This is a genomic window from Mycobacterium colombiense, from assembly GCF_003284975.1.
GTDB classification, from domain to species: Bacteria; Actinomycetota; Actinomycetes; order Mycobacteriales; family Mycobacteriaceae; genus Mycobacterium; species Mycobacterium europaeum_A.
Genome location: NZ_QMEU01000091.1, coordinates 1 through 18,014, shown reverse-complemented (window position 1 = coordinate 18,014; position 18,014 = coordinate 1). Strand labels below are relative to the sequence as shown.

8 protein-coding genes are annotated in these 18,014 nt (G+C 71.1%); 4 read left to right on the top strand and 4 right to left on the bottom strand.

The annotated features are described in order from the left end of the window. From DQP58_RS20990 to DQP58_RS20975, 4 genes are all read left to right on the top strand, one after another. A partial coding sequence (locus DQP58_RS20990; protein WP_114149361.1) for an SDR family NAD(P)-dependent oxidoreductase occupies nucleotides 1-2,795 on the top strand: 2,795 nt, incomplete at its 5' end. Between the two features lie 22 nt (nucleotides 2,796-2,817). Continuing rightward, nucleotides 2,818-9,174, top strand: a complete 6,357-nt coding sequence (locus DQP58_RS20985; RefSeq protein WP_430916393.1) for an SDR family NAD(P)-dependent oxidoreductase — start codon at nucleotides 2,818-2,820, stop codon at nucleotides 9,172-9,174. 1 nt (nucleotide 9,175) lies between these two features. After that, nucleotides 9,176-12,265, top strand: coding sequence for a type I polyketide synthase (locus tag DQP58_RS20980; protein WP_112710130.1), 3,090 nt, complete (start codon nucleotides 9,176-9,178; stop codon nucleotides 12,263-12,265). Nucleotides 12,266-12,425: 160 nt separating this feature from the next. Beyond that, nucleotides 12,426-13,487, top strand: coding sequence for a type III polyketide synthase (locus tag DQP58_RS20975; RefSeq protein ID WP_112710129.1), 1,062 nt, complete (start codon nucleotides 12,426-12,428; stop codon nucleotides 13,485-13,487). 31 nt (nucleotides 13,488-13,518) lie between these two features. Here the strand turns inward: DQP58_RS20975 and DQP58_RS20970 are convergent, their stop codons facing one another. From DQP58_RS20970 to DQP58_RS20955, 4 genes are all read right to left on the bottom strand, one after another. Beyond that, nucleotides 13,519-15,303, bottom strand: a complete 1,785-nt coding sequence (locus DQP58_RS20970; protein WP_112710128.1) for an ABC-F family ATP-binding cassette domain-containing protein — start codon at nucleotides 15,301-15,303, stop codon at nucleotides 13,519-13,521. A gap of 24 nt (nucleotides 15,304-15,327) precedes the next feature. Continuing rightward, entirely contained in the window at nucleotides 15,328-16,014 is a 687-nt protein-coding gene (locus DQP58_RS20965) for a PAS and ANTAR domain-containing protein (RefSeq protein ID WP_112710133.1), read from the bottom strand. 69 nt (nucleotides 16,015-16,083) lie between these two features. Next, nucleotides 16,084-17,199: an enolase C-terminal domain-like protein gene (locus DQP58_RS20960; protein WP_112710132.1), complete on the bottom strand. Its 1,116-nt coding sequence runs from the start codon at nucleotides 17,197-17,199 to the stop codon at nucleotides 16,084-16,086. Next, nucleotides 17,187-18,014 (bottom strand): SDR family oxidoreductase (locus DQP58_RS20955; RefSeq protein WP_112710127.1); only part of this gene is annotated, 828 nt, incomplete at its 5' end. The genes DQP58_RS20960 and DQP58_RS20955, both read right to left, overlap by 13 nt.

The window sequence follows — 18,014 nt, the reverse complement described above, 5'->3', positions numbered from 1 at the left end:
GTCTGACGGCGGCGGCCCCCGCCCGCCGACCGCTCGGCGAGGGACTGCTCGACGTCACCTGGTCGCCGGTCGCCCTGGGCTCCGGTGGCGCCGCCGTGACGCTGTGGGAACCGGGCGATCACGGCGGTGACGTAGTGAAGTCCGTGCACGCCGCGACGGCCGAGGTCTTGGCGGTGCTGCAGTCAAAGTTGCGCGACGAAAACGCCGGGGTGCTGGCCGTGCAGACCCGTGGCGCCGTCGCCCTTGCCGGCGAGGATGTTTCGGACCTGGCCGGGGCGGCGGTGTGGGGCCTGGTGCGCTCGGCGCAGGCGGAGCACCCCGGCCGGGTGGTGCTGATCGACTCCGACGGCTCCGCCGATGTCAGCGCGGTGATCGGCTGCGGCGAGCCGCAAGTGGTGGTTCGCCAGGGTGTCGCCTATGCGGCGCGATTGCGGCCGGTGCGCGCCGGTTCCGCGGTCGAGTTGCCCTCCGCGGGCTGGCGATTGGACGCCGGCGGCGAGGGCACCCTCGAGGACCTGGTCGTAAGTCGTTGCCCGCACCCGGAATTGAACCCCGGGCAGGTGCGGATCGCGGTGGCTGCGGTCGGGGTCAACTTCCGCGACGTCCTGGTGGCCCTGGGGATGTATCCCGGCGGAGGCCGGCTGGGTGCCGAGGGTTCCGGCGTCATCGTCGAGGTCGGCCCCGACGTGACCGGCCTGGCCGTCGGCGACGCGGTGATGGGGTTGCTCGGGGTCGTCGGTTCGGAAGCGGTGGTGGATCAGCGCGTGGTGACGCCGGTGCCGCCGGGGCTGTCGCTGGTCACGGCCGCGGGCGTGCCGGTGGTGTTCCTGACCGCGCTGTACGGGCTGTCGGTGCTGGGCGGCCTGCGCGCCGGCGAACGGGTGCTGGTGCACACCGCCACCGGCGGGGTGGGCATGGCCGCGGTGCAGCTGGCGCGGCATTGGGGCGCCGAGGTGTTCGTCACCGCCAGCCGCGGCAAGTGGGACACCCTGCGCGCAATGGGATTCGACGACGACCACATCGGCGATTCGCGCACGACGGAGTTCGAGAACACGTTCGCGTCCTCGACCGGCGGCGCCGGCTTCGACGTCGTGCTCAACTCCCTGGCCGGTGAGTTCACCGACGCGTCGTTGCGGCTGCTGGCTCCCGGCGGTCGGTTCATCGAGATGGGCAAGACCGACGTGCGGGATCCGCGCGTCGTCGCCGAGCAGCACCGCGGCGCGGTGTACCGGGCATTCGACCTGATGGAGGCCGGTCCCGACCGCACCGCGGCCATGCTGGCCCAGATCACGGGACTGCTGGCGGACGGAATCGTGACACCGTTGCCGCTCAAGACGTTTGATGTCCGCTGCGCCGCCACGGCCTATCGATACCTCAGCCAGGCGCGCCACATCGGCAAGGTCGCGCTGACCGTCCCGTCGGGCCCCGGTGAGGTGCTCAGCGGCTGCGGGGGTGGGCTGGCCGGAGCCAGCGTGGTGATCACCGGTGGCACCGGCATGGCCGGTTCCGCGCTGGCCCGCCATCTCGTCGAGCGCTATTGGGTGGCCCACGTGGTGCTGGTCAGCCGGACCGGCGACCGGGGGCCCGGGGTCGCCGAGCTGGTGGCCGACCTGCAGCGCTGCGGCGCGCAGGTGTCGGTGGTGGCGTGCGACGTCGCCGACCCGGAGGCCGCCGCACGGATGCTGGCCGGGATACCGGCGCAGTATCCGCTGCGCGGAATCGTCCATGCCGCAGGGATTCTCGACGACGGTCTGATCTCCTCGCTCACCCCGGATCGGGTGGACGCGGTGCTGCGCGCCAAGGTGGACGGGGCGTGGAACCTGCACGAGCTCACCCGGCACTCCGATCTCTCGGCGTTCGTAGTGTTCTCGTCGATGGCCGGGATCGTGGGGACCCCGGGTCAGGCGAACTACGCGGCGGCCAACAGCTTCCTCGACGGGCTGGCCGCCTACCGGCGGGCCCACGGATTGCCCGGCCTGTCGCTGGCCTGGGGCCTGTGGGAGCAGGCGTCGGCGATGACCGCGCACCTCGGCGATCGCGACAAGGCGCGGATGAGCAGGATCGGGCTGGCGCCGCTGTCCACCGAGCAGGCGCTGGCCGCGTTCGACGCCGCGATGCTGGTGGACGCTGCGGTGCTGGTGGCCGCGCGGGTGGACCGCGCCGCGCTGTCCGACAACATCGCGGCGCTGCCCCCGCTGCTGTCCGAACTCGTGGCCGGGCCGACCCGGCGCGTCATCGACGACGCGGACGTCACCGCGTCGGTGACGGGGCTTTCGGCGCGCCTGCGCGGGCGCAGCCCCGAGGCGCGCCACCGCGAGCTGATCGACCTGGTCTGCGCCAACGCGGCGATGGTGCTCGGGGTGCCCAATCCGGCGGACATCAACTCCGGCAGCGCTTTCGGCGAGCTCGGCTTCGATTCGCTGACCGCCGTCGAACTGCGGAACCGCCTCAAAAATGCAACCGGCCTTACCCTTTCGCCAACGCTGATCTTCGACTACCCGACACCCGTCGTGCTGGCCGCGCATCTCGACACCCAACTGGCCGGTGACGCCGGCGATGGTGAACCGCCGAACCTGATGGGTCGCTTCAACGACATCACCCGCGAACTGCAGGCGCTGCTCGGCGCGCCCAACTGGAATGCCGACGACAAGTCTGTGCTGCGGGCCCGCATTCACAACCTGCTGGCGGCGCTTGTACCCAGCGAGCCTTCCGATGCCGCACACCTCGACGACGACCTCGACGCCGCCACCGAAAGCCAACTCTTTGCGATCCTCGATGAAGAACTCGGCCGCTGACCCCCCGCCGCAAGGAGCAACGATGCCGGGCACCTCGCAGCACGTCGACTACCTGAAACGCCTCACCGCGGATCTCAGGCGGACTCGGCGGCGCGTCGCGGAACTGGAGGGCCGGCTCGCCGAGCCCGTTGCGGTGGTGGGCATGGCGTGTCGCTACGCCGGTGGAGTCGAATCGCCGGAAGACCTGTGGGAGCTGGTGATTCAGGGCCGCGACACGGTGTCGGACTTCCCGGCCGACCGCGGCTGGGACGTCGAGGGGTTGTACGACCCCGACCCCGACACCAAGGGGAAGATGTACACCCGACAGGGCAGCTTCCTGGCGGACGCGGGCGATTTCGATGCCGGTTTCTTCGGCATCGGGCCCAGCGAGGCGCTGGCCATGGATCCCCAGCAGCGGATGATGCTCGAAATCTGCTGGGAGGCGTTGGAGCGGGCCGGGATTGACCCCTTCACGCTGCGCGGCTCGGCGACCGGCGTCTTCGCCGGGGTCATCCACGCCGGCTATGGCGGGGAGGTCAAGGGCGAGCTGGAGGGCTATGGGCTCACCGGCTCGACGCTGAGCGTGACCTCGGGCCGGGTGTCCTACGTGTTGGGCCTGGAGGGCCCCGCGGTGTCGGTGGATACCGCGTGCTCGTCGTCGTTGGTCTCCATGCACCTGGCCGCGCAGTCACTGCGGTCCGGGGAGTGCGATCTGGCGCTGGCCGGTGGCGTGACCGTGATGGCCACCCCCGCGGCCTTCGTCGAGTTCAGCCGCCAGCGAGCGCTGGCCCCCGACGGTCGCTGCAAGGTGTACGCCGGCGCGGCGGACGGGACTTCGTGGTCGGAAGGCGCCGGCGTCCTGGTGCTGGAGCGATTGGCCGACGCCCGGCGGCTGGGGCATCCGGTGCTGGCCGTGCTGCGCGGTACCGCGGTCAACCAGGACGGCGCGTCCAACGGTCTGACCGCACCCAACGGGCCGTCGCAGCAGCGGGTCATCCGGGCGGCGCTGGCCAACGCCGGGCTGACGGCCGCGGACGTGGATGTGGTTGAGGGCCACGGGACGGGGACGGTGCTCGGCGACCCGATCGAGGCCCAGGCGCTGCTGGCGACGTACGGGCAGGATCGCGCGGCGGACCGCCCGCTGTGGCTGGGGTCGATCAAATCCAACATCGGCCACACCTCGGCCGCGGCTGGGGTGGCCGGGGTGATCAAGATGATTCAGGCGATCCGGCACGGGGTGCTGCCCAAGACGCTGCACGTGGACATCCCGTCGCCGCACGTGGATTGGTCCGCCGGCGCGGTCTCGCTGCTGACCGATCCGCGGCCGTGGCCCGACCACGGCGGGATACGGCGGGCGGGCGTCTCGTCGTTCGGGATCAGCGGCACCAACGCGCACGTCATCGTGGAGCAGGCCCCCGCGACCCTCGACGAGGAGACCGAACCGGTTCCGCAGACACCCGATTCGGTTGTCCCATGGGTGCTTTCGGCCCGCTCGCCGGAGGCGCTGACCGGTCAGGCGCAACGGTTGCTGGACCGGTTGAACCTCGACGGGGGCCCGCGGGCGATGGACGTGGGCTGGTCGCTGGCGACCACCCGGGCGGCCTTCGAGCATCGCGCGGTGCTGATCGGTGCCGACCGGGCCGCCCTGACCGCCGGGTTGGCGGGTTTGGCGTCCGGTCGTCCCGATCCGGCCGTGCTGCTCGGCCGGACCAGATCGGTAGGCAAGCGGGTGTTCGTCTTTCCCGGGCAGGGCTCCCAGTGGCTCGGCATGGGCGCCGAACTGTACGAGCGTTTTCCGGTGTTCGCGCAGGCCTTCGATGAGGCCATCGCGTCGGTGGACGCGCACACGCGGCTGCCGCTGCGCGAGGTGATGTGGGGCGCCGACCCGCAGTTGTTGCAGAGCACCGAATTCGCCCAGCCGGCACTGTTCGTGGTGGAGGTCGCGTTGGCCACGCTGTGGCAGTCCTTCGGCGTCACACCGGATGTAGTGATCGGCCACTCGGTGGGCGAGATCGCCGCGGCGTGCGTGGCCGGGGCGCTGTCGCTGCCGGACGCGGCCCGGCTGGTGGCGGCGCGCGGTCGCCTGATGGCCGCGCTGCCGGCCGGCGGGGTGATGGTCGCCGTGGCCGCGACCGAGGCCGAGGTGGTCCCCATGCTGAACGGCGCCGTGAGCATCGCGGCGGTCAACGGCCCGCAATCGTTGGTGCTCTCCGGTGAGCAGGCCGCGGTGGGGGCGGTCGCCGACCGGTTGACCGCTGGCGGCGCGCGGGTGCACCGGCTGGCGGTCTCGCACGCGTTTCACTCGCCGTTGATGGAACCCATGATGGACGACTTCGCGGCGGTGGCGTCCGGCATCTCGGCGGCCGAACCGCGAATCGCCTTGGTGTCCAACCTGACCGGGCAACTGGCCGGCCCCGGCTATGGCTCGGTCGCGTACTGGGTGGACCACGTGCGCCGGCCGGTGCGGTTCGTCGACGGCGTGCGACTGGCCGAATCCCTGGGTGCCGGGGTGTTCCTGGAGGCGGGGCCGGGCGCGGCGTTGACGTCCGCGGTGGAACAGTCGCTGACCGCCGACCGGGCGTCCACGGTGGTCACGATGGCCAAGGGCCGCCCGGAGATCGACTCGCTGCTGCGGGCGGCGGGGGAGCTGTTCACGGCCGGCGCCGACGTGCAATGGGCGGCGGCCTTCGCCGATCTGCATCCCCGGCGTGTCGAGCTGCCCACCTATGCCTTTGTGCGCCGCCGGTTTTGGCTTTCCGGCGATTCGGTGGGGTCGGCCAACATCGCCAGCCTCGGTTTGGCCGAGGCCGAGCACGCGTTGCTCGGCGCGGTGGTCGACCGGCCGGACTCCGGTGGTGTGGTGTTGACGGGCCGGCTTTCGGTAGCCGCCCAGCCATGGCTGGCCGACCACGCGGTCGCCGGCACGGTGCTGTTTCCCGGGGCCGGCTTCGTGGAATTGGCGTTGCGGGCCGGCGACGAAGTCGGCTGCTCGCTGGTCCAAGAGCTCACTCTGTCGGCGCCACTGGTGGTTCCCGCGGCCGGTGTGGTACACCTGCAGGTCGTGGTGGCTGCGGCCGCCGAGGCGGGCACCCGCTCGATCGCCGTGTATTCGCGTGCCGCGCAAGGTGATTGGGTGCTGCATGCCGAAGGCGTGCTCGGCGACGGCGCGGCGCGGGAACCGGCCGCCGACCTGTCGGTGTGGCCGCCGCCGGGCGCGGACGGAGTGGACGTGACCGGCGCGTACGAGGGCCTGGCGGCCCGCGGCTATGGCTACGGACCGGCGTTTCGGGGGTTGCGCGCCGTCTGGCGAAGGGGCGCCGAAACTTTCGCCGAGGTCGAACTCCCGCAGCAGGCCGGTGTCTCGACCGCCGGCCTCGGCATCCATCCGGTGGTCCTGGATGCGGCGCTGCACGCGCTGGGGGTCGCCGACGAGCGGATCGAGACCGTCTTGCCGTTCTCGTGGCAGGGCGCGACCCTGTACGCCGCGGGCGCGTCGCGGGTGCGGGTCAGGCTGGCGCCGGCCGGTCCCGGTGCCGTCTCGGTCGAGCTGGCCGATTCGTCCGGCCTGCCGGTCCTGTCGGTGCGCGAGCTGGTCACGCGCGCCGTCTCGGCCGGCCAGTTGACCGCGGCGGTGGCCGCCCGCTCGAGAAGCGGCGAGCTGCTCGACGTGGTGTGGTCGCCGATATCGTTGCCGGGCAACAGCATCGGCGCGGACTTCACCGTCTGGGAGCCATCCGCGGCGGATGCCGACGCGGTCACCTCGGCATATAAGGCGACCCATGAAGCTTTGGGTGTGCTGCAATCCTGGCTGACGGGTGAGGCGCCCGGGGTCCTGGTGGTGCAGACCCGCGGCGCGGTCGGACTGACCGCCGAGGAGGTGACGGACCTGGCCGGTGCGGCGGTGTGGGGGTTGACGCGTTCGGCGCAGGCCGAACACCCCGGTCGCGTGGTGCTGGTCGATACCGACGGAACACTCGATGTCGCCACCGTGATCGGTTGCGGCGAGCCACAAGTGGTGGTGCGCGACGGGGTGGCCCACAGCGCCCGGCTGAAACCTGCCGACCGGCGGCCCCTGTTGCGGCTGCCCGACCCGCCGGCGGTGTGGCGGCTGGCCGCCGGCGACGCCGGGACGCTCGAAGATCTCGCCGTCCAGGAGTATCCGCCCGCGCAACTGGAGGCCGGTCAGGTGCGCGTGGCGGTGGCCGCGGCCGGGGTGAACTTCCGCGACGTGCTGGTGGCGCTGGGCATGTACCCGGGTGCGGCCCAACTGGGCGCGGAGGGCGCCGGGATCGTCACCGAACTCGGCGCCGGCGTCAACGATTTGGCCGTCGGGGACGCGGTCATGGGGATCTTCGGGCTGGCCGGTTCGGAGGCGGCCGTCGATGGCCGATTGGTGACCCGCGTGCCGCAGGGCTGGTCGATGGCCCAGGCCGCGGCCGTGCCGGTGGTGTTCCTGACAGCCTATTACGGGCTGTCGGTGCTGGCCGACCTGCGCGCCGGGCAGCGGGTGCTGGTGCACGCCGCCACCGGCGGGGTGGGCATGGCCGCGGTGCAACTGGCCCGGCACTGGGGGGCGGAGGTCTACGCGACCGCCAGCCGCGGCAAGTGGGACACCCTGCGCGCCATGGGATTCGACGACGCGCACCTCGCGGATTCGCGCACGCTGGATTTCGAGCAGAAGTTCGCCGGGGGCGTCGACGTGGTGCTCAACTCGCTGGCGGGGGAGTTCAACGATGCGTCGCTGCGGCTGCTGGGCGCCGGCGGTCGCTTCATCGAAATGGGCAAGACCGATCTGCGCGACCCGGATGACATCGCCCGGGCCCATCCCGGCGTGACGTACCGCGCGTTCGACCTGATGGAGGCCGGCCCCGACCGCATCGCCGAGATGCTGGCGGAATTGATGAGGCTGTTCGCGGCCGGCGTCCTGGCGCCGTTGCCCGTCAAGGCGTTTGACGCGCGCGGCGCCGCCGACGCCTATCGATTCGTCAGCCAGGCCCGCCACATCGGCAAGGTCGTGCTCACCATGCCGGGCGGGCCCGCCGGGCTGGCCGGCGGCACCGCGCTGATCACCGGCGGTACCGGCATGGCAGGTTCGGCGTTGGCACGGCATCTGGTCGAGCGGCACCGGGTGCCCCACGTGATGCTGGTCAGCCGTAGCGGCGACCGCGCCGACGGGATGGCCGAGCTGGCCGCCGAACTGCGCGACGCGGGAGCGTCGGTGTCGGTGGTCGCCTGTGACGTCGCCGACCGGGCGGCCGTCGCGGCCCTGCTGGCGCAGGTGCCCGCGCGCTACCCGTTGCGGTCGGTGTTCCACGCCGCGGGCGTGCTCGACGACGCGGTGATCGCCTCCCTGACGCCGGCGCGCATCGACACCGTGCTGAGGGCCAAGGTTGACGGAGCCTGGCACCTGCACGAGCTGACCCGGGACCTGGATCTGTCGGCGTTCGTGGCGTTTTCGTCGATGGCGGGCATCGTGGGCGCCCCCGGCCAAGGGAACTACGCGGCAGCCAACAGCTTCCTCGACGCGCTGGCGGCGCATCGCCACTCTCACGGGCTACCGGGACTCTCGGTCGCCTGGGGAATGTGGGAAGAATCCTCCACGATGACCCAACACCTCGGCGAGCGCGACAAGGCCAGGATGACCCGCGCCGGGCTGAGTGCGTTGACCACCCGGCAGGCGCTGGAACTGCTGGACGCCGCGCTGCTGAGCGAACAGCCCATGGTGGTGGGCACAAGACTCGATCGGGGCGCGCTGGGGCAGCACAGCGCCACGTTGCCGCCGCTGCTCAGTCAGTTGGCCGCCCGTCCGGCCCGCCGGATGCTGGCGCACACCGACATAGTGTCCCTGACCGGCCTGCGGGCGCGGCTGGACGGCATGTCGCCCGAGCAGCGGCACAACGAACTGGTGGAACTGGTCTGCAGCAACGCGGCCACGGTATTGGGTCACAGCACCGCGGACGTCAACGCCGACGACGCGTTCGGCGATCTCGGGTTCGATTCGCTGACCGCCGTCGAGCTGCGTAACCGGCTCAAAATCGCTACCGGCCTGACCCTTTCGCCGACGCTTATCTTCGATCACCCCACGCCGGCCGCGCTTGCCGAACACCTCGGCACCCAGCTCGCCACCGGCGGCCCCGGCGCGGCGGCCGCCACTGTGCCCGACCGGACGGCCCGCTTCGAGGAGATCGCCCGCGAACTGCGGGCGCTGCTCAATCAGCCCGACCTCAGTCCCGGCGACAAGAAGCAACTGGTCACCCGGCTGCAAGGCCTGCTCGACACGGTGCCGGGCCCGACACCGGCCCCGCTGCTGGAACACAACGAGCACGCGTTCGACGACGACATCTCCACCGCCACCGACAGTCAGTTGTTCGCCATTCTCGACGACGAAGTCGGCCCCTGACTTGCCTCCGACAGACGTCGCGATCATCGGGCTGGCCTGCAGGTTTCCGGGCGCGCCCGACCCGTCCGCGTTCTGGCGGCTGATCCGTGACGGGCGTGAGGCCACCCAATTGGGCGGGGACGCCGGCGAATTCGACGCGGACTTCTTCAACCTGTCGCCGCGCGAGGCGGCCGCGATGGATCCGCGGCAGCGCCTGGCCCTCGAATTGACCTGGGAACTGCTCGAGGACGCGTTCGTGGTACCGGAAAAGCTACGGGGACAAGAGGTCTCGGTGTTCTTCGGGGCGATGACGGACGACTACGCGGCCCTGACGCTGCGCGATCTCGCCGACAACCTGGACCACCACACCTTCACCGGCATCAGCCGGGCGATGATCGCCAACCGGGTGTCGTACGCCTTCGGGTTGCGCGGACCCAGCATGACCGTCGACTCCGGTCAGTCGTCCTCGTTGGTGGCGGTGCACCTCGGCTGCGACAGCGTGCGAACCGGGCGGTCGACCCTGGCCGTCGCGGGTGGCGTCCACCTCAACCTGTCCGACGAAATCGCCATGCTGGAACGGGAATTCGGTGCGGTATCGGTGTCGGGCCACACCTACGCCTTCGATCGTCGCGCCGACGGCTACGTGCGCGGCGAAGGCGGCGGACTGGTGCTGCTCAAGCCATTGGCGGCCGCCCTGGACGACGGCGACCGCATTCACGCCGTCATTCGCGGCGGCGCAGTCGGCAACGCCGGGCACAGCGCGACCGCCCAGACGGTCCCGTCGGCGCGCAGCGAAGCGGACGTGATCCGGCGCGCGCTCGCCGATGCCGGCCTGGGCGTCGGCGACATCGACTACGTCGAGGCGCACGGCACCGGGACCAAGGTCGGCGACGCGATCGAAGCCCGGGCGCTGGGCGAGGTCTTCGCTCGCCGCGCGCACGATCCGGTGCGGGTCGGTTCGGTGAAGACCAACATCGGTCACGCCGGCAGCGCCGCGGGAATCGCGGGCCTGCTCAAGGCCGTCCTGGCAGTCGAACATGCCGCGATCCCGCCCAGCCTCAACTACGCCGACCTCGAGGCCGGGCTGAATCACCTTGGGCTGCAAGTTAACACCGCCCTGGCGCCGTGGCCGGCGGGGGATCGGCCGCGGCGGGCGGGGGTGTCCTCGTTCGGCATGGGCGGCACCAACGCACACCTGATCGTCGAGCAGCCCCCGGCCCAGCGGGACACCGCGCCTTCGCAATTGCGGGCGGCCACGGATGGGGTCGTGCCGTGGGTGCTGTCGGCCCGTTCCGAAGGGGCGCTGGCCAACCAGGCCCGGCGGTTGTCGGCCTTGGTGGCCGACCGGGCCGACGTGAGCCCCCTCGACGTGGCCTGGTCGCTGGTCAGCACCCGGACGCTCTTCGAGCACCGCGCGGTCGTGGTGGGTGGCGACGCTGCGGCGCTGACGTCCGGGTTGGCGGCCGTCGCCGCGGGGGAGCCACGGCCGAATGTCGCGGTGGGCCGGGCGGGATCGTCGGGCGCGACGGTCTTTGTGTTCCCGGGCCAGGGCTCGCAATGGTTGGGCATGGGTCGGCAACTGTACGACCGGTTCGAGGCGTTCGCCTGCGCGTTCGACGAGGCCGCCGCGGCGGTGGACGCGCACGTCCGGCTGCCGCCGCGCGAGGTGATGTGGGGCGACGACCCGGAGTTGTTGCGCAGCACCGAGTTTGCCCAGCCGGCCTTGTTCGTGTTGGGCCTCGCGCTGGTGGCCTTGTGGGAATCCTTCGGTGTGACACCGGATGTGGTAATGGGGCACTCGGTCGGTGAGATCGCCGCGGCGTGTGTGGCCGGGGTGCTCTCGCTCGCGGACGCGTCGCGCATGGTGGCGGCGCGGGGCCGGTTGATGGCGCAACTGCCGGCCGGCGGGGTGATGGTGGCGGTCGAGGCCGGCGAAGCCGAGGTCGCCGGGCTGCTGACCGATGGGGTGAGCCTCGCGGCGGTCAATGGCCCCAACGCGGTGGTGCTGTCCGGCGCGCAGGCTCCCGTCGAAGCGCTGGCGGACCGGCTGGCCCGGATGGGCCGGCGCGTGCATCGGCTGGCGGTGTCGCACGCGTTTCATTCGTCGCTGATGCAGCCCATGGTGGCGCAGTTTTCCGCGGCGGTGGCCGACATCGAGGCCAGGCAGCCGCGAATCGGGCTGGTGTCCAACCTGACCGGCCGGCTCGCGGGCGCCGGCTACGGCTCGCCGGGGTACTGGGCGGCGCACATCGGCCAGCCGGTGCGCTTCTTCGAGGGGGTGCGCGCCGCCGAGGCCGCCGGCGCCGGGACCTTCGTGGAGCTCGGCCCGGGCGCAGCGCTGACGGCGGCGGTCGACCAATCGCTGAGCACGCCGCAGGCCGTATCGGTGCCCACCATGACCAAGGACCACCCCGAAACGGAATCGCTGCTGTTCACGGCCGCCCGGCTGTTCACCCGCGGCCTCGACCCGAACTGGGCCGCCGTGTTCACCGGGCAAACGGCCCGGCGGATCGAGTTGCCCACGTATGGCTTTGCGCGGCAACGTTTTTGGCTGGGATCCGGCGGAGCCGGCGCGGCGCCGCCCGCCACGGCCGCTCAAGCACCCGACCTGGCGCAGCGGTTGCACGGACTTGCCCCCGACGACCAGCACCGTGTGCTGGTCGAACTGGTCTGCGAGCACGCGGCGGCCGTCTCGGGGCATCCCGGCGGCGACGCCATCGACCACGACCGCGCGTTCGGCGACCTCGGGTTCGACTCGATGATCGGGGTCGAACTGCGCAACCGTCTCACCAGCCATACCGGACTGGCGTTATCGCGAACGCTGATCTTCGATTATCCGACGCCGGCCGCGTTGGCCGATCATCTTCGCCGGCAACTGCTGCACGACGAGGCGGGCGAATCCGACGACGAAAGAATCTGGTCGACGTTGCGCAAGATTCCGGTGCGCGAGCTCCGAAGAACGGGAATGCTCGAAAAACTTCTATTACTCGCCGGCACACCGGAAACGCCGTCCGCGGACGCACATCCCGATGCCGACGACATCGACTCGTTGAGCCCGGATGAATTGATCGCGATGGCGCTGAGCTCGGCGGACGAGGAAGACACCGAATGATGAATTCCCCACTGGCGGATATGATTACGCGAGCACAAAGTCGCCGTAATAAGGCATGTGTTGAATACCAAAGACTTTTGCACCGCGGTACGGGACCGCATAAACTTCCGGCATTACGGGGAGCCGTATTGAGATTGGTCGGCAACCGAGAGAGCAGATCATGAGCGTCATCGCGGGTGTGTTCGGCGCAGTGCCGCCGCATCGCTACAGCCAAAGTGAAATCACCGACCAGGTGGTCAAATTTCCCGCGCTGGCCGAGCACGAAGAGATCGTCCGGCGCCTGCACGCCGCCGCCAAGGTCAACAGCCGCCACCTGGTGCTGCCCCTCGAGCGCTACCACGCGCTCACCGACTTCGGTGCCACCAACGAGATCTTCATCGACAAGGCCGTGGAGCTCGGCTGCGAAGCGCTACTGGGCGCGCTCGACGAGGCCGGGCTGCGACCGCGGGACATCGACATGATCGCCACGACGACGGTGACCGGCATCGCGGTGCCGTCGCTCGACGCGCGGATCGTCGGGCGGCTGGGCCTGCGCCCGGACGTGCGGCGGATGCCGCTGTTCGGCCTGGGTTGCGCGGCCGGGGCGGCCGGGGTGGGCCGGCTGCACGATTACCTGCGCGGTGCCCCGGACGGCGTCGCCGCGCTGGTGTCGGTCGAGCTGTGTTCGCTCACCTTTCCGACGGTCCGCCCGACCGTGTCGGGACTGGTGGGGACGGCGATGTTCGGCGACGGCGCCGCCGCCGTGGTCGCCGCCGGGGACCGTCGCGCCCAGCAACTGAATTCCGCCGGGCCAGACATCGTGGATTCGCGCAGCCGCCTGTATCCCGAATCGCTGCACATCATGGGCTGGAACATCGGCTCGGACGGCGTGCAGCCGACGATGTCGCCGGAGCTGCCCAACGTCATCGACCGCTATCTGGCCGACGACGTGACTACCTTCCTCGCGCCGCACGGGCTGACGAAGGACGACATCGGCGCCTGGGTCACCCACCCCGGCGGCCCCAAAGTGATCGACGCGATCGCCAAGAGCCTCGAACTGCCCCCGGAGGCCCAGGAACTGACCTGGCGCTCGCTCGGGGAGGTCGCCAACCTCTCGTCGGCGTCAGTGCTGCACATCCTGCGCGACACCATCGCCAAGCCGCCGCCGGCCGCCAGCCCCGGCTTGTTGCTCGCGATGGGGCCGGGCTTCGGGTCCGAACTGGTGCTGCTGCGCTGGCACTGACGCTCTCGCAAACCCGTTGCGGCCCAAGCGTTTACTCGAGCAACTCGGAGAGCTCCAGCCAGCGTCCCTCCGTCGCGGTGACCTCGTCCTCGAGCGCGCGCAACTCCCGGGTGAGCCGGGTGATGCCGACATGGTCGGACTGGTCGTGCGCGGCCAGTTCGTGGTGCTTGTCCGCGATCCGGTCCGCCAGCCGCGCGAGCTGGCGGTCCAGGGCGGCCACCTCCTTTTCGGCGGCCCGGCGTTGCGCGCCGGACATCGCCTGGGCGTCGGGCGGGGGAGCGGGCTGCGACGATTCCGGGGCGGGCCGGGCGGTCCGCTCGCCGGCGAGCCGCAGATACTCGTCGACGCCGCCGGGTAGGTGCCGCAACCGGCCGTCGAGCACCGCGTACTGCTGATCGGTGACCCGCTCCAGCAGATAGCGGTCATGCGAGACGACGATCAGCGTGCCGGCCCACGAGTCCAGCAGATCCTCCATGGCGGCCAGCGTGTCGGTGTCGACGTCGTTGGTCGGCTCGTCCAGCAGCAACACGTTGGGCTCGGAAAGCAGGGTGAGCATCAGCTGCAGCCGCCGCCGCTCACCTCCGGAGAGATCCTCGACGCGGGCCGACAGCTGGCCCCGGCCGAAGCCGAGTCGCTCCAGCAGCTGCGCCGGGGTGGCCTCGCGGCCCTCGACCTGATAGCCGCCCTGCAGTCGGCCCAGCACGTCGGCGATCCGGTCGCCGCCGACCGCGGCCAGCGCGTCGCCCTGCTGGTCGAGCACAGCCAGGCGCACGGTCTTGCCGCGCTTGACGCGGCCCGCGTCCGGCTCGATGGTGCCGTCGATCAACCCCAACAGGGTCGACTTGCCGGCGCCGTTGGCCCCGACGATGCCGGTGCGCTCGCCGGGGGCGATCCGCCACTCGACATCGCGCAGCACCGGGCGGCCCCCGAACGAGACCGAGACGTCGAGCAGGTCGACCACGTCCTTGCCCAGCCGGGCGGTGGCCAGCTTGGCCAGTTCGACGGTGTTGCGCAGCGGCGGCACGTCGGCGATCAGCTGGTTGGCCGCCTCGATCCGGAACTTGGGTTTTGACGTCCGCGCCGGCGCGCCGCGGCGCAGCCACGCCAGCTCCTTGCGCATCAGGTTCTGCCGCTTGGCCTCGGCGACGGCGGCCATCCGGTCCCGCTCGACGCGCTGCAGAACGTAGGCGGCGTAGCCGCCGTCGAACGGTTCGACGATCCCGTCGTGCACCTCCCACGTCGTGGTGGCGACCTCGTCGAGGAACCAGCGGTCGTGGGTCACCAACAGCAGCCCGCCCGAGTTGCGCGCCCAGCGCTGCCGCAGATGCCCGGCCAGCCAGGTGATGCCCTCGATGTCGAGATGGTTGGTCGGCTCATCGAGCGCGATGACGTCCCATTCGCCGATCAGCAACCGGGCCAGCTGCACCCGGCGGCGCTGGCCGCCGGACAGCGTGGAAACCGTTGCTTCCCAGGCGATGTCGGAGACCAGCCCGGCGACCACGTCGCGCACCCGCGCGTCGCCGGCCCACTGGTGTTCGGCCGCCTCGCCGACCAGCGTGTAGCCCACGGTGCGGTCCGGGTCCAGGGTGTCGGCCTGGCTCAGCGCGCCGACCCGCAACCCGCTGCGCCGGGTGACCCGCCCGGCATCGGGCCGTTGCTGACCGGTCAGCAGCCGCAGCAGGCTGGATTTGCCGTCGCCGTTTCGCCCGACGATGCCGATGCGGGCGCCGTCGTTGACCCCGAGCGTGATCGAGTCGAAGACCACCTGAGTCGGATATTCGAGGTGTACGGCCTCGGCCCCAAGTAGGTGCGCCACCGGGCCGACCCTAGCGTCCCGCCGCTAGCCGAGGGTCAGCAGCGCGTGGTCCACCTGGCTTTGGGTTTCCGCCGACGCCTTGCTGGCCACGGCGTCCAGGAAGCGGCTCGCGACGTCGCGCAGCTTGAGGTTCGCCTCCTGGGAACGCCACACCAGGATGTCGAACGCGCGCTCGGCCGAGATGCCGTAGGCGGTCATCAGCACGCCCTTGGCCTGCTCGATGCGCGCGCGGGCATCGGCCACCGCCGACAGCACGTTGGTGATGTCGGAGTGCAGGGAGTCGGTGACGTCGACGTAGAACCCGGACGTGCCGGCCAGCGCACCGGTGCCGTCGACCATCCGATCGCCGGCGACGACGACGCACCGGGTGCGACCGGCGGTGTCGATGATGCGGTGCCGGCTGCTGAACGGCTTGCCCTTCATCACGCGGTCCAGCACGGCCGCCACCCGCTCCCGGTCGTCCGGATGCTTGTGTTGCAGCAGCAGTTCCGTGGTGGGCTTGACCTGTCCCGGCTGGTAGCCGTGCATGCGGGCGACCGCGTCCGACCACTCCCAGCGATGGCCGTCGATGTAGAACCAGAACCTGCCGACGCGCTGCGGCTCGCCGAGGCCCAGCACCAGGTCGACCGCACTGAGGTCGCCTTCCTCGACGACGTCGGTCACCACCGGCTCACGGCGCTCAACGGTTTCGTCGTCGGAGTTCACCGTCATGGTGCGATTCCCCAATCCCCATCGTGAAAACCTTGGCTTGTCAATTCCCGTTTTTGCGCGGGTCCATGCCTAGGCCACCCGGTACCGCTCGGCGTCGCGGTGTTTGAACTCGCACCCGAAGCCCGGCCGGCGCTGGTCGGGCCGCAGAGCCCCGCCCTCGGGGGACAGGGCGCCCTCGAAGAGCATGTGCTCGATGCGGTGGTGGTCGTGGAAGTACTCCAGGTGTCGCAGGTTCGGGATCGTGGTGGCGACGTGGGCGTGCAGGTTGGGGGCGCAGTGCCCGGACACGTCGACGTTGTAGGAAGCGGCCACGGCCGCGGCGCGCACCCAGTCGGTGATGCCCCCGCAGCGGGTGACGTCGATCTGCAGGCAGTCCACCGCGTCGGCGGCGAGCATCCGGTTGAAGTAGGCCAGGTCGTAGCCGTACTCGCCGGCGGTGACGTCCGGGCTCACCCGGTCGCGCACCTCCCGCAGGCCGGCCAGGTCGTCGGAGGAGACGGGTTCTTCGAACCAGCTGACGCCGTGGTCGGCCATGGCGTGGGCCACCCGGATGGCCTGCTTGCGGCGGTAGCCGCCATTGGCGTCGACATACAGTTCGGTGTCCGGCCCGATCACCTTGCGCGCCAAGGCGATTCGATCCAGGTCGCGGCCCACGTCGGAGCCCCACGACTCGCCGATCTTGATCTTCACCCGCGGGATCTTCCACTCGCCGACCCAGCGTTCGAGTTGGGCACGCGCGGTGCGCTCGTCGTAGGTGGTGAAGCCGCCGCTGCCGTAGATCGGCACCTCGGGGTGCGCCATGCCGAGCAGCCGGCAGACCGGCAGCTCCAGCAGCTTGCCCTTGAGGTCCCACAGCGCGGTGTCGAGCGCGGAGATCGCGCACGACGCCAGCCCGGGCCGCCCGTTGTTGCGCATCGCGATGACCATCGACTGCCACCGGGCCGGGATGTCCATGGCGCTGTGGCCGGTCAGCGTGCCGGCGAGCTTGCCGTTGATCAACGCGGCGCACGCGCCGTCGGCGTAGGTGTAGCCGATGCCTCGCCGGCCGTCGGCCGCAACCTCGGCGAGCACCAGCGTCGTCGACGACCACGACAGGGTGCCGTCGGCTTCCGGTGCGTCGGTGGGGATCTGGTAGGCCTGCGCGGTGACTTGATCGATCCGCGCGTCGGTCGTCATCGCGGCCACCGGCGGCCCGCCCGCGCCGCGAGCCACGCCCCCAGCCCCGCCGCGCCGAGCGCGCCGGTTCCGCTGATGGCCGGATGCTGGGACGCCCACAGTTGCGGGCTGCGCGCGTGCGACTTGTCGTCGAACTGGCCGTGCGCGCCGTGGTCGGTGCCCGGTTCGGAGTCCAGCGGCTGCCACAGGTTGTGCGGCCGGCCGGGCCCGACGTGTTCCTCGGTCTGCTGGGAGTCGTAGCCGGTGCGGCCCAGGTAGCGGTCCAGCAGCGGAGCGACGAACTTCTGCCCCAACAGCGTCACCATGGTGGAATCGCCGACCCAATATTGCTTGCGCCCCGGATGGTCGGCGGCATACAGGACGCCGCGCGCCGCGACCTCGGGCTGGTAGATCGGCGGCACCGGCTGGGGATGGCGGGGCAGCCGGGACAGCACCCAAGAGAACTGCGGGGTGTTGACCGCCGGCATCTGCACGACGGTGATCCGCACCTTCGAGCCCTCGTGGAACAGTTCGCAGCGCACCGATTCGGTGAATCCGTTGACCGCGTGCTTGGCGCCGCAATAGGCCGACTGCAACGGGATCGACCGCTGGCTGAGCGCCGAGCCGACCTGCACGATGGTGCCGCGGTTGCGCGGGCGCATCTTGGCCAGCGCCGCCATGGTGCCGTGCACGTAGCCGAGGTAGGACACGTCGGTCACGCGCTTGAACTCCTCGGCGCTGATCTCGCGCAGCGGCGCGAATACCGAGGTGAACGCGACGTTGACCCACACGTCGATGGGGCCGAAGGCGGATTCGGCCTCGTCGGCGGCGGCGACGACGGCCGA

Coding starts and splice junctions, on each gene's coding strand:
- DQP58_RS20985 (WP_430916393.1), top strand. CDS start 2,818: ATGCCGGGCACCTCGCAGCACGTCGACTACCTGAAACGCCTCACCGCG.
- DQP58_RS20975 (WP_112710129.1), top strand. CDS start 12,426: ATGAGCGTCATCGCGGGTGTGTTCGGCGCAGTGCCGCCGCATCGCTAC.
- DQP58_RS20965 (WP_112710133.1), bottom strand. CDS start 16,014: ATGACGGTGAACTCCGACGACGAAACCGTTGAGCGCCGTGAGCCGGTG.